Below are 24,463 nucleotides of genomic sequence, written 5' to 3'. Positions count from 1 at the left end.
GTTTACAATACGGTAATGTTAGTATTTCAAGATTGATATGAAGATTGACCCTGTAGAACTAACTAAGAAATTAATTTCTTTTAGAAGTATAACACCAAAAGACGATGGGGCAATAGAGCATATAGCAGCCATTCTCAAGAAAAGTGGTTTTGAATGTGAGATTTTAGAGTTTGGTGATAAAGTTAAAAATCTTTATGCGAAATATATAAATGGAGTACCAAACTTGTGTTTTGCTGGACATGTTGATGTTGTACCACCAGGTGAGTTAAAAGATTGGATATCTGATCCATTTAAGCCAGAAGTTAGAGATGGAATGCTATATGGAAGAGGAGCATCTGATATGAAAGGCGGAGTAGCTGCATTTATTGCTGCTATCGTAGATTCAGTTGCAGGTAAGTTTCGATTCAGCGGTTCAATCAGTGCATTGATTACCAGCGCTGAAGAAAGCACGGAAGAACATGGAACAAAGGCCGTTTTGGAATGGATGAAAAGCAAGCAAAAAAAGATAGATTTTTGTGTAGTTGGCGAACCAACTAGTAGTGAGAAATTAGGTGATACCATAAAAATAGGTAGAAGAGGTTCTGCAACATTTAAATTGATTTGCCATGGTAAACAAGGGCACGTTGCCTACCCAGATCTAGCAGATAATCCAATATATAAAATGGTATCGATACTAAGTAAGATAAAAGATACCACTTTTGATACTGGTAATAAATACTTTCAGCCTTCACATTGCGAAATTACTACTATCGACGTTGGAAATAATACTAATAATCTAATACCTAGTTCAATAGCAGCAGGTTTTAATGTTCGATATAACAATACACAAACACCAGACGTTTTATATAAGATGATTGATGCAATATGCACCAATGTGACTAACGATTATAAACTGTCTATGCAGAGCAGCAGAAACGTTTTTCTCTCTATTCCTGATAGAAATACTGATATTATGCTTGATGCGATAAATAAAATTACCGGCATTGATGCTGTGCTGAGTACAAATGGTGGCACATCTGATGCTGCGTTTACTAAGGATATTTGTCCAGTAATTGAATTTGGTATGATCAACAAAACCGCACATCAGGTAAATGAATGCGTATCAATAGACGATATACATAAATTAACAGCTATATATAAGGAGTTTATAAAAAATTATTTTTACCCCACTAATAAAATATTAAACCAGATCAATGTAATTGGTAATACGCCTGATGGTCCATTATTAGCTTGAGGTGCAGTTGCATAGAGAAGAAAACTTACTAGACACATTTTACCAGCCCCTTATTATAATATTAAGGGTATTTTTGACTCAAAACTTGTCTTTGATCTGTGTGAGCTCAATAACAAAAATTCAGTAGAAAGCTTATTGGCGAAAATTATCTGTTCAGCAGAGTGACAAAATAAGATAGACAAAAAAGCTATAAGAACAAATAGTGTCATGCAACACTGGCTTTTGTACACAAAACGTTGTAAAGCGCTTTTGTCAACCTGGATCCCAGCTCGGATAACAAGAAAAGAAGCACTGGTTTCACATAGATCTGAATAGATATAATTTCTTAAACATTTATAGCTCACATAAAACCCGGTCTGACTGTCATAAAGGCTACTCATTGCAGCAGACAACTTTCGCACTACTTCAAATTCTAATTTTCAACTTAAAGAGGTACATAATGTCAAATAACTTCAATTTCAAAGAATTTTTTCACCATCACGAAGCAAATAGCACTTTAGATGATATACAAAGGTACTGCATACTGTGGCAATCAGTGATATCACAGGCAATGATTGATGCAGCAAGTAACTGTAAAAAAACAGAAAGCTTGGTAGAGAAACGTAAAGCAATTTCCTGGCTATCAGACTTCAGTCAAGATTTTGTTGAAACATGTATACTGGCTGATTGCGATCGGTTATACGTAAAAAACAAAATACAGCCAATTCTAAAAAAGATAAAGCCCTTTTAATGAGGTTTACCCCTCTCACCAAGAAAAATATCATTTAATCTTTTTTCTATAGCTTCATCTATATCTTGGATTAATAGCTGCTTTATCATATTCACTTTCCGTTCTGCCTCTTGAAGATTATTGTTACCGTAACTGTTCTTATTACTATAACCATAACTACTGCCATTTGGTTTATTACCCATTTTTCTTCTTGTGCTGAGTATCTGAACTATCTTCTCCTTGAAAAAAGACTTCCAGCCTGTGCCAGAAAATAATTTGTAGAGAAAATGCGGAGTAAGAAACGCTACTAATATTCTAATAGAAACTCCATAACCCAAATCATCTCTATTTTCATAATACCATTTTAAATATTGATATAAATGGTAAAATGCATTTTTGAAAGAGCTAAATTCTACAGCATACCAAAAGCCACTGGTGAGAAACATGAGCATAATGCTCGATGTATAAAGATACAAAGTGAAAAAAAATAGCTTGACAACTATATCTTTCAAACTGCCCAGTATGTAATTAAATAACCTTAATTTATAAAAAAGTGATATCATTTCACGCACACTTCAATAAAGCTGGGGTGGAAGGATTCGAACCTTCGCGTGGCGGTATCAAAAACCGCTGCCTTACCACTTGGCTACACCCCAATATTGTTTATATCAATAACATTATTAACCCAATTAGTAAAAGATTTATTCGCTTTTCCTATGGGTATTATCAAAACGGCTGGTTGACCATAAGAATGCATTGCCTCGATTTTTTCTACAATCTTATCAGCCTGATCATTCCTACTTTTCATAATTGCCACTACTTCACAATTACTATTAATTTTACCTTCCCATAAATACAGAGAATTTACTTCAGGAAATATATTTACACACACAATTAACTTCTCGTTTAACAATTCTTCAGAAATAGCCTGAGCCTCTTTCAAGTTTGAAAAAGTTATATAGACTAAAACTAAATTGCTCATTAATCGCTACATAAATGCATTTTTACTATACTCTACTTAGATTTATTCATCAAGAGAAAATAGGAGAGACCTCTTCAGTGCTTGACACACAGAAATTGAAGATGTAATTTAGTAGTTCTCCTCTTGTCATCCCAGTGCGTGACACTGGGATCCAGCCTTTTTTACCAACAAAAACTTAGCATAAACTTTCGTGCTCAAAAAATTTCTGGATTCCAGTGGGCTTTGTTGCATAGGTCAAATAAAAAGAACTGGCAGTTACTGACAAAATTCACTATAAGACAAGCATTTAACCTACTAAAGAAAAATATGCCACAAAAAATGAGAGTCAGTAACTGCCATGAATATAACAAATTTCTCCAAGAGAGGGGAAATATTTTTTATTACGTCAATGATGCCATAGAAAATTGGTACGAAAAAGGTCCAAAAATGGCTGGTGGCAACTATATTTATAGCGATAAGGTCGTGATTCTGGTTCACATAATAACTTATTTATTTAGAATAGGTCTGAGACAAACAGCGGGATTTATAGCAGGGTACCTTGAGCAAGTAAGGAAAAACTTGCAAGTTATTAGCTATTCCCAGGCCTCAAGAAGGCTTAAAAAACTTAACATCAAAATTAATGATCGAAGACATGATAAAAATAATACAGAAGATATTGAGATTGCCATAGATAGTACTGATCTACAATAATATTCCAGGTCATAGCAAGGCAAATGGTACAGATAGAAAGTATCGCTGCTATGAGCAAACAAGAAAACTGCATGTAATGCTAGAGATAGGTAGCAAAAAAGTTATAGCAGCAAAATACAGTGGCGGAGTTTATTCTGACCACTATGGAGCATGTGATCTTATTGCAAGGATTGATGTTAAATATAATATAAGCACACTATATGCAGACAGGGCATATAATCGAAAGAAGTTATACAAACTGTGCGATGAGCTTGACATAAAGACAAGGATTCCTCCGCAAAATAATGCAATAGAGCATCCAAAGTTGGATTATATGGATGAGAGAAATTCTACAATCAAGCTCATAAAGTCATATGATGAAGATGGTATGAAGAGGTGGAAAAAAGAGATAAATTATGGGAAGAGATCTTATATAGAAAGTTTTTTCTCGCGACTGAAGCAAACATTTGGGTTTAGTTTTAGAAACAAATCTGAGGTTAATCGTGAGAGAGAACTGCTACTCAAGTGTTATTTGCTTAACAAATTTACTGATATAGGCATGGCTAAATTTGAGATAGCTTCATGAATTTATTCCACGTTACCTATTATCCGAAGAGTGATGCAACAAAGCCATTCCAGAATCAAGTGCTGGAGTGGAATGTTATCCAAGTAGCTGACAATGGCATGACATCACCATAAAGGAATCAGTGTCAGCTACTTGAATGACATCATTTATTCCTCTAGTCGTCTTTTCTCTTTTTCTTATTTTACTACTCTGCCGAACGGATACAATTGAATATAGTATAGTCTTCTGTTCTGACGAGAATAGTTTTATTCCATCCATTAAAAAATGCTAAATTGAGGTATGTATCACCCTTATAGGGCTTGTGAATTTCAGTTATAATAAATTCTGAGATTAGGTTATGCTCTAAAAAAAGGTGTGCTATTTGTGCCCCACCAATCACAAAGACTTGAGAACTACTTTGAATTGACAGAAATTCTTGCATGGAAGAGACAACAGTACATTTTGGACCTCTATTAAAACACTTGTTACGGGAGAAAACAATAGGTGTACGATTCTTTAGTATGCTTTGAGGCACGGTTTCAAATGTCTTTCTTCCCATCACAATAATTTGTTTGTCGGTCACTTGACAAAAATGTTTAAACTCACTTGGATAACGCCAGGGCAAATCATTATTTATTCCAATTACCCCATTAGGGTCAACAGCCATAATTCCAATAATCTTCATCCTTTTAAGACAGCTTGGGCTACAAAAAATCTCATGTGGTCGCGTACATTATGCACTCTAAGGAAATCAACCTTATTTTGCAGTACAGCAGATGTAGCAATTGTTTCTAAATCTCTATTAGAGGGAGATTCTATGGAAAAAGAGGAAATAAATGACTTTCTGGAATGGCCAACTAAAACCTTGCAGCCAAAATTTTGTAAAGTTTCTATACTGCGTAAAATCTGAATATTCTGATACATAGATTTGCCAAAACCAATACCAGGGTCAATAATTATTGAATTTTCATCAAAACCCAGGCCTAGTAGTTTGTTAATGCTCTTCTCTGCCCAATTATTTATGATATCAATTGGGTCAGTGTCATGTGGAATAATATTGTCCTTATGTGGTGGTATCGAAAGTGAATGCATAATAACGACACTACACCCACTGCTAGCAACTTCTTTTAAGGTATTACTACTCAGATCTCCCTTCTGATCATTTACCCAGGCAATATTGTAGTGCTTCAAAACGTTTAAAATAACGTCTGGCAAAAAACTATCAATGCTGACTTCAATATCACCATTTTTCATATAGTCGCTAAGATTATCAAGTACTGGTTTTAGACGTTCATACTCTTCCTCTGGCGTCTTTATTGAAGCTCCAGGCCTTGTTGATTGAGCTCCAAGATCAACTATGCTTGCACCATCTGATACCAGCTGCAATGCCTGCTTGGTTGCTCGATTCGCATCATAATAAAGACCACCATCTGAAAATGAATCAGGGGTAATATTGACGATACCCATAAGCTTTGGTGAAAGCGTAAAACTCTTTGAAAAACAGTCTTGAACATTGAAAGCAAAGGTTTTGTTAACCATTGCCATCAAGTGGAGCAAAAATGGTCTATTTACTAATTCTGGGTGAGGAATTTTAAGGTCAGGTATATCAAGCGTTAGATCATCCCATAACAAAATATCTAAATCAATAACACGAGGTGCCCATTTTTCGTAGACTTGTGGACGACCAATATCACATTCGATTTGTTTTAAGCCTTTTAGTAGCTCCTCAGGAGAAGAAGAACAACTTCCATAGACAATCATGTTGAGAAATGGCTTGTTCCAATCAGGTGGAGCACCATTTGGTAAAATAGCCTTAGTTTCTAGAATGATCGAAGACTTTAAGTCTTTTAAATAGCGCTTCTTTATTAACTCAGTAGCTCTTTGTAAATGGGAAAGGCGATTCCCTATATTTGATCCAATAGAAATATAGATCATTCTTGCAATTCATTACAGTAAGTAAAAAAAACGCCCCCATGCACACCAGGAACTGGTGGTGCGATTTTGTGAGTAGTCACCCTGACAGAAGAAATAATATGCTTCTTTCGCAGCAAAAGGTTATTAATGGCTCTGTATATCTCATGAGTTAAATGCTCGATTAAATTAAATTGCTTGCCCTGAACAAGAGATTGAATATTTTGCACTACTTCCAAATAGCAGATAGTATCTTTAAGTTGATCAGTTGTAAGCCCTGAAGGAGGAGATTTAAAAGTGAAATCAACGTCAATACTCACCAATTGGGGAGAAGACTTCTCTTCTGCACTACATCCCAAATGAACCCAAAGCCGTAAATCAGATATAAGAAGATTACATGCTACCACTGAATTTAGTATCTACTTATAATTAATGACAAACATCAACATTCATCATGCCATCAAGAAAACCCCATAAGAGTTTTGCTCCTTTTTCAGCGCCTTGCATAACTTTCTCTTGTTCTTCTTCGTTTAAATCTGCAATAAGGTTTGCACATTCTTCAGAATGCCACTCATCAGCTTCCATATGAACGGTAAAAAATTTGAGAGAACGCTCATCATTTATTGAATAGTGTTTTTTCAGACCTTCAATTTTAGATTTAGAAACCTCTGGAGTTTGACGTTCATAAGCGTACAGAGCTCCAAGACCTTCTACAAAACCTGATCTTACAATATCAAAGTAACCGTCAACTAATTCTCGTGTCTCCTTAACCTGTGCATCCTCAAGAAGTTGAGATCGTGCTACTCCCAGTCCTTCAGCAAAACGCTGCCATAATTCTGGGTGATTCTCGTCGCCTTGTTCTTCCTCTATTAAATTACCAAGTAAAACTTGCCGCATTTTCAAATTTGGACACAAGGAATGTATACCGCTGATATAACGAGGAAAAGCAGCAACATGGTGATAATATTCCTTAGCGTAGGTTTGCAGAGCCTGCAGACTTAAGCTACCTTCATTCCATGACTCGTAAAACGGGTGCTTTAATAAGTGTAAACTATCTAATTGATTATTAAGTGATTGAACAAATGTCATAAATAAATAGTAAATTGTTTTAGGCTACGTTTAGGTTTATCAAATGTCAAGAGGCATTTCTCACTACTACTTTAATTCCAATAAATATAAAGATAGATATGCTATAAGTTAATTTTTTAGTAAAATTGATTTTTTCTAAAATTTCATGTATTATTAAATCAATATAATGAAAAACGCAAAATGAAAGTAACAGAAGAAAATACAATAAAAATTAGGGAAGAGTTCGTAGAAGTTCAAAATGGAATGCGAATTCAAAAGATAGTGATGTCAAACTCGAAGAGCAGTGCAGATAGCAGAAAGAAAAAGCATATAGTTTACTTTCCAGGGCTTACATATACTTTTGAAAAAGAGCCAAATGAAGACAAAAGTGAATGGAATTGGGCAGCTGAAGCAGGTATGGATGTTCACCTTATTAATTTTCCTGGTTCTGGAAAAAGCAAAGGCCATTCTTTAAACGGTCGAAATCGAGTAAATGCAGGAATTGGAGTCATTTCAGATCTTCTAAAGCAAGGCATTCACCCAGACAATATAGTACTGTATGGAAGCTGTGCTGGAGGACCAATAGCTGCGGAGGTTTATAAAAAGTTTAAAAAAGATGACAATATTCATTTAAGATGCATTATCAATAAATCCTTTAGCTCATTCAAAAAACTTGTAGTGAAATTACTACACATATCAAAACCTAAATGGCTATTTCCTCCTATAATAAAATTCATACTCAAATGCTTTGGTTGGCACTTTAAGCCACACACAATAGTAAACGACATTACTCCATACACAATTTGTTTTAACTTAGAGAACGATGGCTTTATTAGTAAGCAGGCAAATATAGGTACTAAAATTGCTGACATAGAAAAAAGTCATAGGAAAAAAAACTACCAAAAAAAAGAAACTTTTGAAGGTTTTGAGCAATATAAAGAGTTTTTTATGGAGCATGCCAACTTAGCTAAAATAAAAAACCTTGAACCTGAAGTTGGAATAATGAAAAAATGCTGGAATAAGTTTCTATCGTTACTACCTATTAAGGCAGATGATATTCACTTTTCTTCGATTACAGAATTGTGCTCATCAAGTGAACACAAATACACTATTCCTGAGCTGATTTCACTCTTTTTAGAATTCACAGATAATTATTTTGAAAAGAAGGGCTCTCTCAATCAAGAGAAACAACCAGAGATAAAAACAGAAGCGATATGTGGAAAGAATAGTGAAAAAGAAATAGAGGAAAAGAAACAGTATTTTACCAATTTAAAGAATTATTCAATAAGTCAAAGTATATCTAAAAAGCTAACATCTCTGCAAATATTGAAATAAGTGTTTCTTTTGTGATTAAAAAAACATTGCATCTAGAGTATCTGCCATAAGTGATAATTTTGTGCTTTCATCATAGAGATTGTTTTCACTAGCTAATAATTTCTCACTAATTTGTGGATAAAGTTTAGAAACGTACTTCTCATAGCATTTATCTAGGCATTCTTGGTCTGTCCGTTTTGTTTTGTAGGAATGGCATTTCTGCTTACATTGATTATATCTAAATTCAATCCCTTTCTCTTTGTTTGATGCTTGTTGTTCCATAATACTCTTCAATTTAAATGATATTAATATTAGCATACAAATATGAACATTATGCTAATATCATTACTTTTTAGGTATACACGGCAAATTTATGCCTGGAAACAGTTTTTGGTTATTTCCTAGATTTTCTTTATAAAAACCAAAGGCGCCAGTTGGTTTTTATTAGCTAAGGTAAAGGTCAAATATCTGGAATTCTGGACATAAAATCCTCCTGTATAAATTAGAAAAAAATGCAGCGCACATATGACAGACGTGTGTATACGCTACGTTTTTTATTGAAAAGTTAATTGAAAGTCTGCAGACAAAGATAAATTTTTGAGCTCTTAAAATATCTCTAATCGCAATTATAATTAGATTGAAAATATGCGGAAGTAATTTTTATATAATGGAATTTTCAAACACTAACAACCAAGTACTTTAATAAGGCAAAAAGCTTATCTAAGAGAGTAGGCCTTGCAATTGTATCAATAGCGGTGGGATTGGTAGGACTCGAACCTACGACCAATTCGTTATGAGCGAACTGCTCTAACCGACTGAGCTACAATCCCTTTTATTAACACTTATAATACACGCAAAAGGAAATTTGTCTACTCGCTTATTTCACTATCAACCCAACTGTGTAAATCATTTATTGCGCCAATTTTGCGTGCAATTTCCTTACCATCTTGAAATATGATTAAAGTAGGTATAGATTGAACTCCATACTTACTTGGCACTTCAGTTTCTCCATCTATGTCAAACTTACAGATTTTGATCTTGTCTTTTCTATCCTTGGCTAACTGCTCGATACGTGGCATCAGACTTTTGCATGGTCCACACCATTCTGCCCAAAAATCTACCAGCACAAATCCTTTGTGGTTAGCAACTTCAGATTCGAAATTTTGATCATTTACCGCTTTAATATCATCACTCATAAAATACCTAAATTTTTATAAATATAGCGTATCAATTAACAGCTGATCAACTAAATTTTTCTGGATTCAAGTGAAGTGATTACATCTGATGATTAAAGATATCTACACTCCCCCAACCCATTGAATCTAGCTCAATACGAGTAGGAAGAAATGCAAAGCACTTTTCGGCTAATTCTTTTCTATTTTCACGTTCTAGCATTAAATCTAGCTTTTCCTTTATTCTATGAAGATATAAAACATCAGATGCAGCATAACTTTTTTGCTTGTCTGTTAAATTTTCATTTCCCCAATCAGAAGATTGTTGTTGCTTGTTTAGTTTTATATCAAGTAGTTCTAAGCACAACTCTTTTAAGCTATGACTATCTGTATAAGTGCGAACTAAACGTGAGGCTATTTTCGTGCAATAGCAAGGCAGTGCCCAGGTTTTTAAATAATAATGTATTATGCTTACATCAAATCGCGCAAAGTGAAATATTTTGGTTATATTTTTATCCTCTAATATTTTTCTCAAATTTGGAGCTGTATAATCGTTTTTGAATTGAATCAAATGAGCGTTGCCATCACCAAAAGAAAGCTGCACAAGGCATAATCTATCTCTGCTATGCAGTAGCCCCATTGCCTCTGTATCAACAGCTATAGATTTTATATCACTTGGTATTGCACTGGCTGGCAGGTCGTCTTTATATACAAATATTCTCATAAATTTAATATGTTTTATGACACATATAATAATCAAAAATGAGCTTTAAGTATACGAAAAGATCATAGAAAATTGGCTCTCATGATTTTCATGCATGTAGGGTTTACAAATTATGATACGCACCTATAATAAGAATAAGCAGAATTTAACTGCGGGAGTAGCTCAGTTGGTAGAGCGCAACCTTGCCAAGGTTGAGGTCGAGGGTTCGAACCCCTTCTCCCGCTCTTCGAGTTTTAATCACATTTAATCATAAAAAAATCAATTGATCTATCTAAGAAATTTAGCTATACTAGAAAAGTTTTTTAGAAATTTATATTTAAGGAGATTATATGAATAATAATACTAAAGGAATACCATTTGGCTTAGGTATAGCTACAACAATAGGAGCACTTACAGGTTGGGAACTCAGTTTTACAGCTTTATCACCATTGGTGATGGGTGGGATTGTTGGTTCTATCATACGCGTCAAGTTAAGGAAATAAAGGTATGAAAGAGATAGAATAATAAGGTATAAGTTCTCCCAGATATACTTTTAGTGAGAGAACCAATGAATAAAATAACTTGCTTATCAAAAAAGCTCAAAGAATTTTTTAATGAAAAAGCAGAGAAAATCTCAATTACAACAAGGTTTATAAAAAGAAAGAGAAAGCTAAAAGGTTCATCATTCGTAAAAGCCATGGTCTTGGGTAATATAGGAGTTGATAATTGTAGCGTAGAAACAATGTGTCAATTACTAAACGAGGACTCGATAGATATAACAAAACAAGGTTTGGATTTTAGATTTACTGAAGAAGCAGTGGAATTTATGAAAAGGATGTATAATGAATCTGTGATTCTCTTTAAAAATATCTTGCAAGTTGATTGCAAAATCTTACAGCAATTTAATAGTGTTAAATTATTGGACAGTAGCTATATTACTCTACCTAACAGTATGGAAGAGATGTATAAAGGTTATGGTACTAGCTACAGTGGCTATGAAAGCAATACTAAGTCTGGAATAAAGTTACAATTAGTTTTCGACTACATGAATCAGATAATAGACCAACTTAATTTAACGGAGGGGGTAAGATCAGACCAGGGATATAGGAAACATTTAAGTAATATATTAAGCAATGATTTGCTAATATCTGATCTCGGTTATTTTGTGCCAAGTTCTTTTAAACAAATCAATGAAATAGGAGCTTATTTCATAAGTCGTTATAAATCTGATACCAACATATATGATGTAGAAACAAATCAAAAAATGGAGTTATTAGAATGTTTAGAGGATAAGTTATTTTTAGAAAACGAGGTATTGTTAGGAAAAGAAGCAAAAATTAGAGTAAGAATTATATGTCAGAAACTAACTGAAGAACAGTCTATGGCCAGAAGAAGGAAAGCTAATAGATTAGCAAGATCGCAGGGATATACATCCTCTAAAAGAAATCAAAAATTGTTGAACTGGTCAATATTTATAACTAATGTTCCAGAAAATAAAATTAGTGCTGAGCAAGTATTAACGATTTACAGAGTAAGGTGGCAAATTGAGTTATTATTTAAATTGTATAAAAGCCATATCAGGCTTGATAAGCTAAAAGGAAAGCCATGCAGAGTATTATGTGAACTATATGCTAAATTGTGCGCAATTCTTATATTTCACGGCATAGTTGGTTGCACAGAAGTGAAAAAGAATACAGAACTTAGCTTAACAAAGGCATTTATTGAGCTAAAAAGGCGGGTTAGAGAGTTATTTTTAGTATTAACCAAAATTAATAGTTTAAAAGCATTTCTTAAAAAACTCACTATAACTTGGTCGCTATTTTCATTAAAAGACAAACGTAGAAGGGCTAGAGTATCCACTTTAACCTCTCTAAATTTGCTCACAATCTCTTAACTTGACGCGTATGGTTGGTTCTATAGCTCCAGCATTGATTACAGCTCTGTGTGCGGGGGAGCTACTATACAAATTTTGCAAAAAAGATAATATTGAAAAGAATGAAAAATATGCGCCTATCTATTTTGGTATTTCCGCACTTGCAAGTGCTGCAATTGGAGTTGGTCTTGCTGCAGCTGCAATGGCTATTTTCCCTGATGTAACCCTTGGAATGGGATCTGCAGCTTTAGCAGGTGCAGTAATAGAAGTAATAGCACCAGTCGCAGCTATATTTGCAACAAAGCATATTATACAACCAATAGCTCAGAAAGTGAATGAGTATATTATATCACCTATAGTTGAAAAAGTTGGAAAATGTTTTTCTTCAAAAGAGGAAGAGCAAGCTATATAATAATCAATTGACGTTAGCATTTAGTTTTCTTTATAATTTCCTTTGTGAAAGAACAAAAATGCTTATTTGTAACGATAGCTGGCTTGCCAAATGCTGGAAAGTCAACGCTAATTAACAGCATCGTAGGCAAGAAAATTGCAATTGTCACCCCTAAAGTGCAGACAACAAGGACGCAGGTAAGGGGTGTTGCTATATGCAACAATGCGCAAATTGTTTTTACTGACTCTCCAGGAGTGTTTTCAGCAGAAACAAATCTTGAAAAAGCTTTAGTCAAATCTGCATGGGGAGCAGTTAAGGATAGTGACATTACTTTGTTGCTTGTTGATGTAAACAATTACCTAAAAAATATAGAAAGAATAAAAACGATATTTGCACGACTGGAGCGCACAAAAGGCAGATGCATTTTGGTTATCAATAAAACTGATTTAGTAAAGAAATCAGAGCTCAAGATGGCACATGAGCACCTAAATTTGCTTTATAAGTTTGAAAAAATTTTTACGATATCGGCACTGAAGAATGATGGACTTTCTAATTTGATGAATTACTTATCTGAAATTGCACCGATAAGCCCTTGGTTCTATGAAGAAGATCAAGTAACCGATTCCTCAGCTGATTTTTTATCAGCAGAAATTACAAGAGAGAAGTTATTCTTGAACCTACGTGAAGAATTGCCATACTCTACAGCTGTTATAACTGAACAATTTGAGGAAAAAAAAGATAAGAGTTTAGTCATAAAACAGATCATATTTGTATTGAAAGATAATCATAAGAAAATAGTGCTAGGAAAAGACGGCAGTAGCATAAAAAAAATTAATATCGAGGCGCGTACAGAATTGGAAAAGTTATTTGAGTGTAAAGTTCATCTCTTTTTGTTCGTAAAAGTGCGACCTTGGACTGATCGCCCTGAGGAATATATAAGTAATGCTTAATTCTTTGTTGGTATTTGATATTGAAACTATACCAGATGTAAATTCCTGCAAGAATTTACTAAATATTAGTGATGATAGCAGTGTAGAAGAAAAGAGGAACGCATTAACAAAATATCATCTTGAAATAACAAACGGGCAAAACTCTTTTCTGCGTCAGCCCTTCCACCTTGTTGTAGTTATTAGTTTTTTACTTTGTAATATAACACGCCAGAGCGGTTATGAAATGTTCACACTACAAGAAATAAGATCTGGAGGCACAGTAAACTCCAATGAAAAAGAGCTAGTAAAGGGATTTTTTAACTACATATCAGAGAAAAAGCCAAGACTAGTTTCGTTCAATGGGCGCACTTTTGATATACCGGTACTGAAGTACCGTGCTATGGTTCATGGCACTCAAGCAGAATATTTTCACAAAGCTGGCGATAAGTGGAATAGTTACAATCAGAGGTACAGTAGTGATTGGCATTGTGATTTGCTTGAATCTCTCTCTGATTTTGGAGCTTCTGCAAGAATGAAGATGAACGAAGTTTGCGCAGCACTTAATCTTCCCGGTAAGATTGGAGTTGATGGTTCACAAGTTATGGATTTATACGATAGTGGAAAAATACAAGAGATTCGCGATTATTGCGAAACAGATGTGATTAACACCTATTTGATTTACTTGAAGTTCATGCATCATCAAGGAAGAATTACTACAGAAAGCTATAATAAGAGCATAGAAGAACTGCTTTTGGAATGCGAAAAAAAAGAACACCTAAAAAAATTTAAAGAAGAATGGAAAATAACTTCTGGTGAAAATTTTTATATTGAATTTAAATGAGTAGATGCTACAGAGCAATCTAATGATTGCTCTGTATAGTAGTTATAAACTCCTTGTAGTAGAAAAGACATTTTGATGTGCCCTTTGCTTAACTTCTGCTTGTTCAAGCTTAGAAAAATTTTCTAAGTTTTTATCTTGGTATTCCTTTTTTACTTTCTCGAAAAAATTTTGTCCACCAAGAATATAATTACCTAAATTAGCAGCATAATATTGAGCATCACCTAAAACTGCACAGTTAATTCGACTTAATATTCTCGAAGGGTAATAAAAGAGAGAAACGTTATTGTTCGATCGGAAATCCTCTTCATCCATTATTTTAATGGCTTCATGATAACCATCTATTTGATGAACAAAATATCCTTCAGGTACTGATATTCTCAATTGTGCACCTACATGAGCATAACCACAAATACCAGGTGATACCGCTGGTACTGGGTCTTGTCTATGTTGAGTTACTCTAATGGTTTTTTCTTGAAGAACATCATTATAAAATTCACTAGCAGTAAGATCAAAAACTCGTGGATCACCAAAAGTTGCAACATGAACATCTTCAGCTCCTTCTGTTTTATTGAGGCATAAAGCAGCTATCTTAGCAATAGCTCCTCCCATACTGTGACCTGTGAGATTAATTTTAAAATCCTTGATTTCTGATCCCTGTTTTTCAGCATGAGATTTTAAAATGCCATACAGATTAGGCCATGAATCCATAAATGAATTATAGAAACCACAATGAATTCTTCCACCTTCAGGTAAAAATTCCGAAGTAGCAAAAAGTACATTTATATCAGTAATTCCATCATTAAAACTCTGGCTCAGACGAGTACCATGGTAGGCTATTGTTATTTCTTTACCTTTTATAAAAACGTGACCAGCATCTTTTTCAAAGCTATTACCAAATGGAATAATTTCATAACCTTCGCTGATGAGTTCAGCTCTAGTTTTATACATTTTTTCAGTAGATGGAACAATTTCAAAATCTTCTACAATTTCAAATTCAGTTTTGTATACTCTTTGAGCTAGGTTGTTACATCTTTTTTTACTTAATTTACCATCATCATCGCCATAGCTTATCTTGCAGAAATTACCCATTTCTAATAATTTCTCTCTATCAAATCCTGCAATTTTTACAATACTTTCATCTATTTTATAGTCAGAAGGTAAAGAACATGGCTCATTTGGATCAGCACGATTTATAAATTCATAATCTTCAATGATCTCAAATTCATCGTCATATTCTTTCATCTCGTATTTGCCATCATCTACTGAAATAGAGTCTGGCTGTTCAGTATTACCTGGCTCTGAGCCTGTAGCAGCACCCATACGCGTCAAGTTAAGAGATTGTGAGCAAATTTAGAGAGGTTAAAGTGGATACTCTAGCCCTTCTACGTTTGTCTTTTAATGAAAATAGCGACCAAGTTATAGTGAGTTTTTTAAGAAATGCTTTTAAACTATTAATTTTGGTTAATACTAAAAATAACTCTCTAACCCGCCTTTTTAGCTCAATAAATGCCTTTGTTAAGCTAAGTTCTGTATTCTTTTTCACTTCTGTGCAACCAACTATGCCGTGAAATATAAGAATTGCGCACAATTTAGCATATAGTTCACATAATACTCTGCATGGCTTTCCTTTTAGCTTATCAAGCCTGATATGGCTTTTATACAATTTAAATAATAACTCAATTTGCCACCTTACTCTGTAAATCGTTAATACTTGCTCAGCACTAATTTTATTTTCTGGAACATTAGTTATAAATATTGACCAGTTCAACAATTTTTGATTTCTTTTAGAGGATGTATATCCCTGCGATCTTGCTAATCTATTAGCTTTCCTTCTTCTGGCCATAGACTGTTCTTCAGTTAGTTTCTGACATATAATTCTTACTCTAATTTTTGCTTCTTTTCCTAACAATACCTCGTTTTCTAAAAATAACTTATCCTCTAAACATTCTAATAACTCCATTTTTTGATTTGTTTCTACATCATATATGTTGGTATCAGATTTATAACGACTTATGAAATAAGCTCCTATTTCATTGATTTGTTTAAAAGAACTTGGCACAAAATAACCGAGATCAGATATTAGCAAATCATTGCTTAATATATTACTTAAATGTTTCCTATATCCCTGGTCTGATCTTACCCCCTCCGTTAAATTAAGTTGGTCTATTATCTGATTCATGTAGTCGAAAACTAATTGTAACTTTATTCCAGACTTAGTATTGCTTTCATAGCCACTGTAGCTAGTACCATAACCTTTATACATCTCTTCCATACTGTTAGGTAGAGTAATATAGCTACTGTCCAATAATTTAACACTATTAAATTGCTGTAAGATTTTGCAATCAACTTGCAAGATATTTTTAAAGAGAATCACAGATTCATTATACATCCTTTTCATAAATTCCACTGCTTCTTCAGTAAATCTAAAATCCAAACCTTGTTTTGTTATATCTATCGAGTCCTCGTTTAGTAATTGACACATTGTTTCTACGCTACAATTATCAACTCCTATATTACCCAAGACCATGGCTTTTACGAATGATGAACCTTTTAGCTTTCTCTTTCTTTTTATAAACCTTGTTGTAATTGAGATTTTCTCTGCTTTTTCATTAAAAAATTCTTTGAGCTTTTTTGATAAGCAAGTTATTTTATTCATTGGTTCTCTCACTAAAAGTATATCTGGGAGAACTTATACCTTATTATTCTATCTCTTTCATACCTTTATTTCCTTAACTTGACGCGTATGATCCTCCTAACTGGGTCGGAATACTTAAAATAACCAGATAGGTTTTCCCAATTATTCTGCCAAGATTTTATAACCATAGGGTACTTTGTGCCCCATTTTTCATCTAATTCCAACAGATAATTCTCGGCAATTTCCTTACTTGAAGCTTGATACACCTTCTTTAAATCACTCAAAAAACTCTTTGCATCTTTACTAGCTACATACTTCAGTGAGTTACGTATCTGATGCACTATACACATCTGCACTTCTGCATAGCACTGATAGGCATGTAAATCACAGTGAATTTACGCAGCTAATTTAAATTTAGCCATACCTATATCAGTAAATTTGTTCAATAAGTAGCACTTAATTAACAGCTCTTTTTCACGATTTACCTCTGATTTATTTTTCAAGCCAAACCCAAATATTTGCTTCAACCTATAGAAAAAGACTTCAATATAAGACCGTGCTCCATACTTAACTTTTTTCTTCCATTCATTAATACCATCTTCATAATTCTCATATGACCTAATTCTACTAATATACTTGTTTCTTTCTGATAAGTAGTCAGCTAAACAAATTTTAGTATCCTTCCTAGGGCGAATAATAGGCACAATATTGTATTTTCTGCATTCTTTATACACACTTTTTATATCATAAGCCGCATCTGCTCGAATAGAACAAATGTTATATTTATCACTGACTTCTTCTAACATATCGCAGACCGGCAAATAGTCTACAGCAATACCACTAGTGTAGTTCATGCTTATTGCTTTCTTATCATTTATGTTTAAAACAACATGTAATTTTCTTACTTGACCATAACCACTGTATTTTCTTTTTCGAATATTAAGCTTACTATGCCCACCGTTATTATTGTAGATACTAACTCTAGTGCTATCTACGGCAATTTCAACATTTTCCAGATCGTCTTTATTGCTTCTATGGTCATCAATCTTCAAATTAAGCTTTTTAAATCTTCTGGAAGCTTGTGTATAGCTGATAATCTTAAGTTTTTTGCCTATTTGTACCATATAACCTTTTACAAAACCTACAGCTTGTCTCAAGCCAATTCTAAAAAGATATGTGTATTAAAATTACAACTTTATCACTATAAGTGTTATTGCCACCTGCAACTTTTGGACTATTTTCATACCAATTTTCTATGGCTTGATTAACAAAATGAAAAACATTTCCTCTTTTTTTGAGAAACTCGTTATATTCTCTTTGGTTACTTACTCTCATTTTTTGTGGCATAAGTTGTACTTGTTTGAAAAATGCCTATTTTACAACAAAATGCGTTAGTAGCCATATATTAAAAAGCTTTTCTTCTTACAATAACCTCAACCAACACTAGCTATGCAACAAAGCCATGAAGGATAACGGGAAACTGTTAAGTCCGGTTTTGAAGCCGAGGGGGGGAAAGGCAACTTTCTCTCCTTAGGTAACAGGACCCCACCTCAAGCTTGATCGCCTCGAGAACCCTATGCAACTTTCTTTCTCTGTATGCAACGCACACAAAATGTTCACCATTTTTTTTATCTGCTACTTTGAGAATTCTTGGAAGATCTCGCTTGTAAAAGAGTAACAAGGGTTCTAAAAAGCAATCAAGTCTTTTTTCTCTTAAAATATAACATAAAAAGTCCACTTCGTTGTCATACCCTTCGCTGTAAAAATCTGAACAAGCATCTGAATATTTACCATTTTCAAGATTGGACTTTATAGAACTTACTATACACGCTTTCATGATACAGATCTCAAAAAACACATACTGCCATTAGTACACACTATTAACTATTTGTAAAGTTTTTTTATGATAGCAGGATCAATATTAACATCGGTAAAATGACCCATCATACTATCAAACTCTTCCTTCTTTTCAACAGACATCTTATCTCGTATAGCACAATATTCATCTGTATCAAGCTTATCTTTTAGGTATTTGAAGGCTTGAATGGAATTCCATGGCGCTTCCCATCATAGTCACGTCCATGCCAATAACTAAGATTCTGAAGAGCGTAACTGAATATCAATAGCTTCTCTTTCCAGGAAATCTTGTTCTGAAAAAAATTTAATAAATTATCGACTTTGTTTTTATATTTTAAGCTGTCCACAGCATCTAAGTAACATGCACAGTGAGCAAAGACTTGCTTATACATCTCAATTATTTCATTATGATTAAGTTTATATTCACATTTCTTCAGCAAGCCTTCAATCTCCTCAGCTTGAATTACATCAACCTCAGCCTTAACATATTTATAATGTTCTCTTTTTATTTCACTTGCGGTTAAAGTTGCTTTTCGATTATTTTCTTCTTTTTTTATACGTTTATTTTTACTATTGAAATTTTTATCGTGGAAATTAACACAAGGCAACTCAAAACTGAGCTTCTTAAGATCTATTTGCTTTACAACATTTTTCGAAAACTTATTTGGAAAATTGCCATTTAAAATTTTTGTTTGAAGATTAAGTAAAATTTTGTTTGCAGAATTTTTATCTTGAGGATCAGTAATAATGGTTAAGAGATCGCTCTTACAAATGTAATCAAATATGCTCAGACCTTGAGAGTCTGTTTCTTCCTCAATTAGATATTTATAACCTCGAGGTCTAGAAGAGAACACTTTTTCTGTTAAAAGTTTAAAAATTTCTTTTTTTGTATTATTCTCTGCAGTGCCTAAAATTGTAAAAATCAGCGAGTTATGCCCTCCATGTAGCGTATTGCGTAAAGGATCAGCATTGTGTTTCAATAAGTACTTCACCTCCTTTATAAGTCCTTTATAGCAAGCAAACATTAAAGGTGTAACTTGTTGTTGAATGGAAGAATATTTCTTATTTTTTAAAAAATAACATGGCAAATCAACCTCTTCTTCGTTTACTTCGCCTTTATTGAATTCAGTTTGAAGTTTCGGGAAAAGCACTTGTTTATGCAATTTGGTTAAATAAATCTCATCACAATCATCGAAGTCGAAAATTTTCTTCATACTGCTTAATGGAACTGTGTCTTTCGTTATCTTCAATAGTTCATATCCCTTATTAGCAGCCACTTTTTCCTCATATGAAAGATCATTATCAGTTGGATGTAAATAAACGATATTGATGTCAAATACGTAAGAACCACCGTAGTCAATGAGCAGCTGCTCACCTTCTTTAATATTTTTTAGCACTTGAATAGCCCTACCATCATTGCTTTCTGCAAAATAACAGTTACAAGAAAAGCTTGAATGATTTAAGAAACGTGTCCAGTTAAAAATACACGTTGCGTCTAATTGTTGATTTTTATTCATAATCATCAAAAATTTTCCATCAAAAACTTCACCAGACTTAACATTTTTCCCTTTGTAATAACCAATAACATCACCTTTTTTAATATACTGCCGAGCGTACACGCCAAGGTTGTACTTACCCTCAATCGCAGCAACTTCTGCAATCCTAAGTTTAATCGGGTTATTGCTTTCTTCTTTTTTATCCTTTAAATACTGACACTCACCTTTACCTTGCTGCCTACTTACATATTTCAGGAACTTTTTTTCTTCTCCTTTTTCAAAGGGGATACTAACACTAAACTTCATCTGACAAAACTTATTATAAAAAAGTTATTTTAATAGCTTAAGGAGAAATATAATACAAAAAACGGAAGTGATTACCAATTTTTTTTATTGGAGAGAATATAACGAGTTTCTCAAAAAAAGAGGAAATGTTTTTCATTTTGTTAATCAAGCCATAGAAAATTGGTATGAAAATAGTCCAAAAGTTGCAGGTGGCAATAACACTTATAGTGATAAAGTTGTAATTTTAATACACATATCTTTTTAGAATTGGCTTGAGACAAGCTGTAGGTTTTGTAAAAGGTTATATGGTACAAATAGGCAAAAAACTTAAGATTATCAGCTATACACAAGCTTCCAGAAGATTTAAAAAGCTTAATTTGAAGATTGATGACCATAGAAGCAATAAAGACGATCTGGAAAATGTTGAAATTGCCGTAGATAGCACTAGAGTTAGTATCTACAATAATAACGGTGGGCATAGTAAGCTTAATATTCGAAAAAGAAAATACAGTGGTTATGGTCAAGTAAGAAAATTACATGTTGTTTTAAACATAAATGATAAGAAAGCAATAAGCATGAACTACACTAGTGGTATTGCTGTAGACTATTTGCCGGTCTGCGATATGTTAGAAGAAGTCAGTGATAAATATAACATTTGTTCTATTCGAGCAGATGCGGCTTATGATATAAAAAGTGTGTATAAAGAATGCAGAAAATACAATATTGTGCCTATTATTCGCCCTAGGAAGGATACTAAAATTTGTTTAGCTGACTACTTATCAGAAAGAAACAAGTATATTAGTAGAATTAGGTCATATGAGAATTATGAAGATGGTATTAATGAATGGAAGAAAAAAGTTAAGTATGGAGCACGGTCTTATATTGAAGTCTTTTTCTATAGGTTGAAGCAAATATTTGGGTTTGGCTTGAAAAATAAATCAGAGGTAAATCGTGAAAAAGAGCTGTTAATTAAGTGCTACTTATTGAACAAATTTACTGATATAGGTATGGCTAAATTTAAATTAGCTGCGTAAATTCACTGTGATTTACATGCCTATCAGTGCTATGCAACAAAGCCATACTGGATCTCGCCTCTTCATAGATAATAGCAGAATGTTTCTTACATATTGATCACTTATCGGATTACCTTGACTATCTATCTCTTCTGGAGTAAATTGACCCTTAGAGAATGCAAGCTGTTTATTGAAAAAATCACCTATCTTATCCATTATACAATACCTAGATGCCATATCATACCTTGGCAGTGGGGTATCTATTCCACCTATTTTCTCTTCAGTCAATTTCTGACCTAAAAAAACATTATTTAACCTTGTATCCGACCAACAATTTTCATCTTGGAATATATTGTACAAAAACTGCAGCTTATCATCCTTAAAGAATTGCACATACTCCATATAGTTTTCTACCCATCTCTTGATAGCTAATTTCTTTTCAGCAACATTTGGATCTGTACGTTGAATAGAATCTTGCAATTTTTCAAGTACTCTAGCATGACGATCTGTCCATCTTGGCATTCTACCTCCTATATAAAAATATTTACTGCATTATGCAAAAGTTAGAATCAAATATCAACAATAAAATTATCAAGGATAAAAAAATTTTATGAAAAACATTTTCTATATTTAGGCATTCTATGTTTGACTGATACGTAGAATTAGTGAGAGAATCAAATAGGCCAGTAGCAAGAATAGTGGAAGAGTTAGATATAGGCTTTAATATATTAGACTAATGGATAAGGGCTCTAAAGGAGTTACAATACTTAGGCTTTTTCCTTAAGTTTTGAAATTTCAACTTTAGGAAGACCGGTAGATTCAGCTATTAAGTCAACAGATACACCTGCTTTAAGTAGGTTTTTTGCAACTTCAATTTCTCTTTCTTTTCTGCCTTTTTCCTGGCCGATTTGGATGCCTCTTTCTTCTCCAACCCTAAGACCTTCATCAAATTTTTGAGCTAAAGCAGCTATTTCATCCATTATACGTTTTTTCATTTGTTCATATGCTAGTAATTCTTCTTCTGACCAGTTAAACTTATTCATCTCTTCATAAGCTCGTTTTATTATTACATCACTACCAACTATCTTATCTAGATCCTCTTCCCTTGTTTCTCCTGCATATCGAAAAAAATAACACCATTTCTCTACTATATTTTCTAGTTGATCTTCCTTTGTTTTTGTAAATTTTGGTAATTCTATGAATACGAAGTAAAAATCCTTTAAGTCATGTTCAAAGCTATTTTGATCTAAAATGACATGATTAGATTTGTACTCAGCTTTATCTGGAAAAATAATACAATCAGCAACAGCAATAAAGATAATTTCCTTGAGGTTATGATAGTCATCACCTTGATCAGCTTGACTTGAATAGGCTTTAGCAGCATAATATTGAGCACGCTTTTCGAAGCCCTTGGTCTTAGTGAACTGCATCTCTATAATGTATCTTGAACCTTGAGAGTCCTTACAAAGAACATCGACAATACTTTGCTTTTTAGCGGCAATTTCGGGATCTAAAATAGTAGCTAAGAATTCAACATCGTGAATAGCAGCTAAGCCAGTGAAGCCTAAAATATCGTTCAAGAAATGAATGAGGATATCTTTATTCTTCTCGGTGCCAAATATTCTTTTAAAGGCATAATCATTGCGTGCATCAAGAAACTTCGAAAGAGCCATAAGAAATCAACCTAAAAAGCATTAATAATTATACACAATTGTGAAGAAATATTCAACTAAAATGCAAACATAGAAGTTTTTGTATATCTTTGTTTGGTAGTATTAACATGTATAATATTTATGGCAAACATCTCAATAAGGTATCAGATAGCACAAAAAGTAAGGAACTGGAGGTTAAAGCGAGGATATACTCAAAAAGATTTAGCGAAGAAAGTCAGTGTAACGTATCAAGTAGTACTACAATATGAAAAAGGAACACGTAAAATTTCGATTGAAAAGTTGTATGCTATAGCAGAGATATTGTCGATTGGTATTGTAGACCTAATTCCTGTATCAAATGAAAAAATCTGTCTTGAAGATGAGGGAGAAGAAATACTAAATCTAGTAAGAGAATATAAAAAGATTAATGATCAGGAATTACGTAAGATGTTTTGTTTGCTAACCAAATTTGTCCAAGTCAGTGAAAGAAGTAGTAGGAAAGCAGAGAAAGTAAAAATTGCAAAGGGTCTGGTTAAAGCAGGAGTTTCTGTTGATACTGTTTCAAAAACAATTGGTCTATCTGCTGATGAATGTGTTGAAGAAAAAACGGGTTCTATCTACTACCAAATAGGCAAAAAGATAAAGGAATGGAGACTAGTGAGAGAGTATACTCAAAAGGATTTAGCGGAGAAAATGAGTACAACACGTGACGAAATAAGCAACTATGAACAAGGACGCGTAGCTACTCCACTGGGAAAATTATATGAGATAGCAGAAACATTATCGATTAGTATTACAGATCTACTAACAGAGGAAGATGAAGGTAGTAAAGTGGAAAATGAGCTACCGAATTTGATTAAAGAATACAAAGAAATTGAGAGCCAAGAACTACGTCATGCACTAATAAAATCTTTGTTTGAAGGCATACGGATTTGCGAAGAAAAAGTGAAAAGAGCAGAAAAGATCAAAATTGCAAAAGACTTAGTAAAAAAAGGAATTTCTATCAATATTATTTTAAAAACAATAGGCATCTCTTTAGACGAAATTCAACAAATTTAAGTAAAAAAATCAGTATCTATTAACATCTTTACTTTTTGATGAAAAAATAAGTAAAAAAGATTGAGAAATTGATTTGACTTCACTCGGAAGCTATGGCTCTATGCC

General features: G+C 33.4%; 23 protein-coding genes, 3 tRNA genes and 4 pseudogenes. 12 read left to right on the top strand and 18 right to left on the bottom strand.

Annotated features, from left to right (window positions below):
• Nucleotides 1-37 precede the first annotated feature (37 nt).
• Both dapE and M1L26_RS04605 read left to right on the top strand, forming a co-directional pair.
• Nucleotides 38-1,234, top strand: coding sequence for a succinyl-diaminopimelate desuccinylase (dapE, locus tag M1L26_RS04610; protein ID WP_250120030.1), 1,197 nt, complete (start codon nt 38-40; stop codon nt 1,232-1,234).
• A gap of 439 nt (nt 1,235-1,673) precedes the next feature.
• Nucleotides 1,674-1,964, top strand: a complete 291-nt coding sequence (locus M1L26_RS04605) for a hypothetical protein (protein ID WP_211908641.1) — start codon at nt 1,674-1,676, stop codon at nt 1,962-1,964.
• Here M1L26_RS04605 and M1L26_RS04600 read toward each other — a convergent pair.
• The 3 genes from M1L26_RS04600 to cutA form a co-directional block, all read right to left on the bottom strand.
• The gene (locus M1L26_RS04600; protein ID WP_246433248.1) at nt 1,961-2,389 is read right to left on the bottom strand and encodes a hypothetical protein; all 429 of its coding nucleotides are present in this window, start codon (nt 2,387-2,389) and stop codon (nt 1,961-1,963) included. The two genes, M1L26_RS04605 and M1L26_RS04600, sit on opposite strands and share 4 nt — an antisense overlap.
• A 138-nt stretch (nt 2,390-2,527) precedes the next feature.
• Nucleotides 2,528-2,599, bottom strand: a tRNA-Gln gene (locus M1L26_RS04595).
• Complete coding sequence (cutA, locus tag M1L26_RS04590) at nt 2,590-2,925, bottom strand: divalent-cation tolerance protein CutA (RefSeq protein ID WP_211908645.1); 336 nt, start codon at nt 2,923-2,925, stop codon at nt 2,590-2,592. The genes M1L26_RS04595 and cutA overlap by 10 nt, the downstream gene beginning before the upstream one ends.
• A gap of 306 nt (nt 2,926-3,231) precedes the next feature.
• Between cutA and M1L26_RS06595 the strand changes: the two are divergent.
• A pseudogene (locus M1L26_RS06595) lies at nt 3,232-4,180 on the top strand (IS5 family transposase).
• A gap of 184 nt (nt 4,181-4,364) precedes the next feature.
• On the opposite strand, the gene M1L26_RS04575 reads toward M1L26_RS06595, so the two are convergent.
• The 4 genes from M1L26_RS04575 to M1L26_RS04560 are packed head-to-tail and all read right to left on the bottom strand — an operon-like array spanning nt 4,365 to nt 7,159.
• Nucleotides 4,365-4,844 (bottom strand): dihydrofolate reductase, encoded by a 480-nt coding sequence (locus M1L26_RS04575; protein ID WP_250120029.1) that lies wholly within the window; start codon nt 4,842-4,844, stop codon nt 4,365-4,367.
• Nucleotides 4,841-6,094 carry a dihydropteroate synthase gene (gene folP, locus M1L26_RS04570; protein WP_250120028.1) on the bottom strand — a complete coding sequence of 418 codons (1,254 nt, stop codon included), beginning with the start codon at nt 6,092-6,094 and terminating at the stop codon, nt 4,841-4,843. Before folP ends, M1L26_RS04575 begins: the two co-directional genes overlap by 4 nt.
• On the bottom strand, nt 6,091-6,477 hold the full coding sequence (locus tag M1L26_RS04565; RefSeq protein WP_052264775.1) for a dihydroneopterin aldolase: 387 nt from the start codon (nt 6,475-6,477) through the stop codon (nt 6,091-6,093). The genes folP and M1L26_RS04565 overlap by 4 nt, the downstream gene beginning before the upstream one ends.
• A 22-nt stretch (nt 6,478-6,499) precedes the next feature.
• Entirely contained in the window at nt 6,500-7,159 is a 660-nt protein-coding gene (locus M1L26_RS04560) for a CADD family putative folate metabolism protein (protein WP_250120027.1), read from the bottom strand.
• Nucleotides 7,160-7,339: 180 nt separating this feature from the next.
• On the opposite strand from M1L26_RS04560, the gene M1L26_RS04555 reads away from it, so the two are divergent.
• Entirely contained in the window at nt 7,340-8,473 is a 1,134-nt protein-coding gene (locus M1L26_RS04555; protein ID WP_211908652.1) for an alpha/beta hydrolase, read from the top strand.
• A gap of 15 nt (nt 8,474-8,488) precedes the next feature.
• Here the strand turns inward: M1L26_RS04555 and M1L26_RS04550 are convergent, their stop codons facing one another.
• The 4 genes from M1L26_RS04550 to M1L26_RS04535 form a co-directional block, all read right to left on the bottom strand.
• Nucleotides 8,489-8,734 carry a hypothetical protein gene (locus M1L26_RS04550; protein ID WP_246433250.1) on the bottom strand — a complete coding sequence of 82 codons (246 nt, stop codon included), beginning with the start codon at nt 8,732-8,734 and terminating at the stop codon, nt 8,489-8,491.
• A 474-nt stretch (nt 8,735-9,208) separates the two neighbouring features.
• Nucleotides 9,209-9,282: transfer RNA gene (locus M1L26_RS04545), tRNA-Ile, on the bottom strand.
• A 39-nt stretch (nt 9,283-9,321) separates the two neighbouring features.
• Nucleotides 9,322-9,648, bottom strand: coding sequence for a thioredoxin (trxA, locus tag M1L26_RS04540; protein ID WP_064085368.1), 327 nt, complete (start codon nt 9,646-9,648; stop codon nt 9,322-9,324).
• Between the two features lie 79 nt (nt 9,649-9,727).
• Nucleotides 9,728-10,348: a ribonuclease D gene (locus tag M1L26_RS04535; protein ID WP_250120026.1), complete on the bottom strand. Its 621-nt coding sequence runs from the start codon at nt 10,346-10,348 to the stop codon at nt 9,728-9,730.
• A gap of 151 nt (nt 10,349-10,499) precedes the next feature.
• On the opposite strand from M1L26_RS04535, the gene M1L26_RS04530 reads away from it, so the two are divergent.
• From M1L26_RS04530 to M1L26_RS04505, 6 genes are all read left to right on the top strand, one after another.
• Nucleotides 10,500-10,572 (top strand) — tRNA-Gly (locus tag M1L26_RS04530).
• A gap of 105 nt (nt 10,573-10,677) precedes the next feature.
• Nucleotides 10,678-10,830 carry a hypothetical protein gene (locus tag M1L26_RS04525; protein ID WP_250120025.1) on the top strand — a complete coding sequence of 51 codons (153 nt, stop codon included), beginning with the start codon at nt 10,678-10,680 and terminating at the stop codon, nt 10,828-10,830.
• Between the two features lie 65 nt (nt 10,831-10,895).
• Nucleotides 10,896-12,221: an IS4 family transposase gene (locus M1L26_RS04520; RefSeq protein WP_250119932.1), complete on the top strand. Its 1,326-nt coding sequence runs from the start codon at nt 10,896-10,898 to the stop codon at nt 12,219-12,221.
• Nucleotides 12,222-12,231: 10 nt separating this feature from the next.
• Complete coding sequence (locus tag M1L26_RS04515) at nt 12,232-12,612, top strand: hypothetical protein (protein ID WP_250120024.1); 381 nt, start codon at nt 12,232-12,234, stop codon at nt 12,610-12,612.
• Between the two features lie 44 nt (nt 12,613-12,656).
• Entirely contained in the window at nt 12,657-13,541 is an 885-nt protein-coding gene (era, locus tag M1L26_RS04510) for a GTPase Era (RefSeq protein WP_211908660.1), read from the top strand.
• Entirely contained in the window at nt 13,534-14,361 is an 828-nt protein-coding gene (locus M1L26_RS04505; RefSeq protein WP_211908662.1) for a 3'-5' exonuclease, read from the top strand. Before era ends, M1L26_RS04505 begins: the two co-directional genes overlap by 8 nt.
• A gap of 42 nt (nt 14,362-14,403) precedes the next feature.
• Here M1L26_RS04505 and M1L26_RS04500 read toward each other — a convergent pair whose 3' ends face one another.
• From M1L26_RS04500 to M1L26_RS04475, 5 genes and pseudogenes are all read right to left on the bottom strand, one after another.
• Entirely contained in the window at nt 14,404-15,681 is a 1,278-nt protein-coding gene (locus M1L26_RS04500; RefSeq protein ID WP_250120023.1) for a lipase family protein, read from the bottom strand.
• Between the two features lie 10 nt (nt 15,682-15,691).
• A complete protein-coding gene (locus M1L26_RS04495; RefSeq protein ID WP_250119932.1) occupies nt 15,692-17,017 on the bottom strand; it encodes an IS4 family transposase in 1,326 nt (441 codons plus the stop codon).
• An 86-nt stretch (nt 17,018-17,103) separates the two neighbouring features.
• Nucleotides 17,104-17,358 (bottom strand): annotated as a pseudogene (locus M1L26_RS04490) (transposase); the annotation flags it as partial.
• 33 nt (nt 17,359-17,391) lie between these two features.
• A pseudogene (locus M1L26_RS04485) lies at nt 17,392-18,343 on the bottom strand (IS5 family transposase).
• A 677-nt stretch (nt 18,344-19,020) separates the two neighbouring features.
• Nucleotides 19,021-20,655, bottom strand: coding sequence for an SET domain-containing protein-lysine N-methyltransferase (locus M1L26_RS04475; protein ID WP_250120022.1), 1,635 nt, complete (start codon nt 20,653-20,655; stop codon nt 19,021-19,023).
• 67 nt (nt 20,656-20,722) lie between these two features.
• Between M1L26_RS04475 and M1L26_RS04465 the strand changes: the two are divergent.
• Nucleotides 20,723-21,668 (top strand): annotated as a pseudogene (locus M1L26_RS04465) (IS5 family transposase).
• A gap of 12 nt (nt 21,669-21,680) precedes the next feature.
• Here the strand turns inward: M1L26_RS04465 and M1L26_RS04460 are convergent.
• Nucleotides 21,681-22,169 (bottom strand): hypothetical protein, encoded by a 489-nt coding sequence (locus tag M1L26_RS04460; RefSeq protein ID WP_305879711.1) that lies wholly within the window; start codon nt 22,167-22,169, stop codon nt 21,681-21,683.
• Between the two features lie 245 nt (nt 22,170-22,414).
• A complete protein-coding gene (locus M1L26_RS04455; RefSeq protein ID WP_211908250.1) occupies nt 22,415-23,320 on the bottom strand; it encodes an Rpn family recombination-promoting nuclease/putative transposase in 906 nt (301 codons plus the stop codon).
• Between the two features lie 120 nt (nt 23,321-23,440).
• On the opposite strand from M1L26_RS04455, the gene wmk reads away from it, so the two are divergent.
• On the top strand, nt 23,441-24,358 hold the full coding sequence (gene wmk, locus M1L26_RS04450) for a WO male-killing family protein Wmk (RefSeq protein ID WP_250120020.1): 918 nt from the start codon (nt 23,441-23,443) through the stop codon (nt 24,356-24,358).
• Nucleotides 24,359-24,463: the final 105 nt, after the last annotated feature.

It is taken from the genome of Wolbachia endosymbiont of Ostrinia scapulalis (genome assembly GCF_023559145.1).
In the GTDB taxonomy this organism is placed as follows: domain Bacteria; phylum Pseudomonadota; class Alphaproteobacteria; order Rickettsiales; family Anaplasmataceae; genus Wolbachia.
The sequence above is the reverse complement of the archived record's forward strand: the minus strand, read 5'-3'. Positions and strand labels throughout refer to the sequence as shown.

Bases quoted from the DNA above. Each gene is read 5' to 3' on its own strand.
- dapE (WP_250120030.1), top strand. From the start codon at position 38: ATGAAGATTGACCCTGTAGAACTAACTAAGAAATTAATTTCTTTTAGA.
- M1L26_RS04605 (WP_211908641.1), top strand. From the start codon at position 1,674: ATGTCAAATAACTTCAATTTCAAAGAATTTTTTCACCATCACGAAGCA.
- M1L26_RS04600 (WP_246433248.1), bottom strand. From the start codon at position 2,389: ATGTTTCTCACCAGTGGCTTTTGGTATGCTGTAGAATTTAGCTCTTTC.
- cutA (WP_211908645.1), bottom strand. From the start codon at position 2,925: ATGAGCAATTTAGTTTTAGTCTATATAACTTTTTCAAACTTGAAAGAG.
- M1L26_RS04575 (WP_250120029.1), bottom strand. From the start codon at position 4,844: ATGAAGATTATTGGAATTATGGCTGTTGACCCTAATGGGGTAATTGGA.
- folP (WP_250120028.1), bottom strand. From the start codon at position 6,094: ATGATCTATATTTCTATTGGATCAAATATAGGGAATCGCCTTTCCCAT.
- M1L26_RS04560 (WP_250120027.1), bottom strand. From the start codon at position 7,159: ATGACATTTGTTCAATCACTTAATAATCAATTAGATAGTTTACACTTA.
- M1L26_RS04555 (WP_211908652.1), top strand. From the start codon at position 7,340: ATGAAAGTAACAGAAGAAAATACAATAAAAATTAGGGAAGAGTTCGTA.
- M1L26_RS04550 (WP_246433250.1), bottom strand. From the start codon at position 8,734: ATGGAACAACAAGCATCAAACAAAGAGAAAGGGATTGAATTTAGATAT.
- trxA (WP_064085368.1), bottom strand. From the start codon at position 9,648: ATGAGTGATGATATTAAAGCGGTAAATGATCAAAATTTCGAATCTGAA.
- M1L26_RS04535 (WP_250120026.1), bottom strand. From the start codon at position 10,348: ATGAGAATATTTGTATATAAAGACGACCTGCCAGCCAGTGCAATACCA.
- M1L26_RS04525 (WP_250120025.1), top strand. From the start codon at position 10,678: ATGAATAATAATACTAAAGGAATACCATTTGGCTTAGGTATAGCTACA.
- M1L26_RS04520 (WP_250119932.1), top strand. From the start codon at position 10,896: ATGAATAAAATAACTTGCTTATCAAAAAAGCTCAAAGAATTTTTTAAT.
- M1L26_RS04515 (WP_250120024.1), top strand. From the start codon at position 12,232: ATGGTTGGTTCTATAGCTCCAGCATTGATTACAGCTCTGTGTGCGGGG.
- M1L26_RS04505 (WP_211908662.1), top strand. From the start codon at position 13,534: ATGCTTAATTCTTTGTTGGTATTTGATATTGAAACTATACCAGATGTA.
- M1L26_RS04500 (WP_250120023.1), bottom strand. From the start codon at position 15,681: ATGGGTGCTGCTACAGGCTCAGAGCCAGGTAATACTGAACAGCCAGAC.
- M1L26_RS04495 (WP_250119932.1), bottom strand. From the start codon at position 17,017: ATGAATAAAATAACTTGCTTATCAAAAAAGCTCAAAGAATTTTTTAAT.
- M1L26_RS04475 (WP_250120022.1), bottom strand. From the start codon at position 20,655: ATGAAGTTTAGTGTTAGTATCCCCTTTGAAAAAGGAGAAGAAAAAAAG.
- M1L26_RS04460 (WP_305879711.1), bottom strand. From the start codon at position 22,169: ATGCCAAGATGGACAGATCGTCATGCTAGAGTACTTGAAAAATTGCAA.
- M1L26_RS04455 (WP_211908250.1), bottom strand. From the start codon at position 23,320: ATGGCTCTTTCGAAGTTTCTTGATGCACGCAATGATTATGCCTTTAAA.
- wmk (WP_250120020.1), top strand. From the start codon at position 23,441: ATGGCAAACATCTCAATAAGGTATCAGATAGCACAAAAAGTAAGGAAC.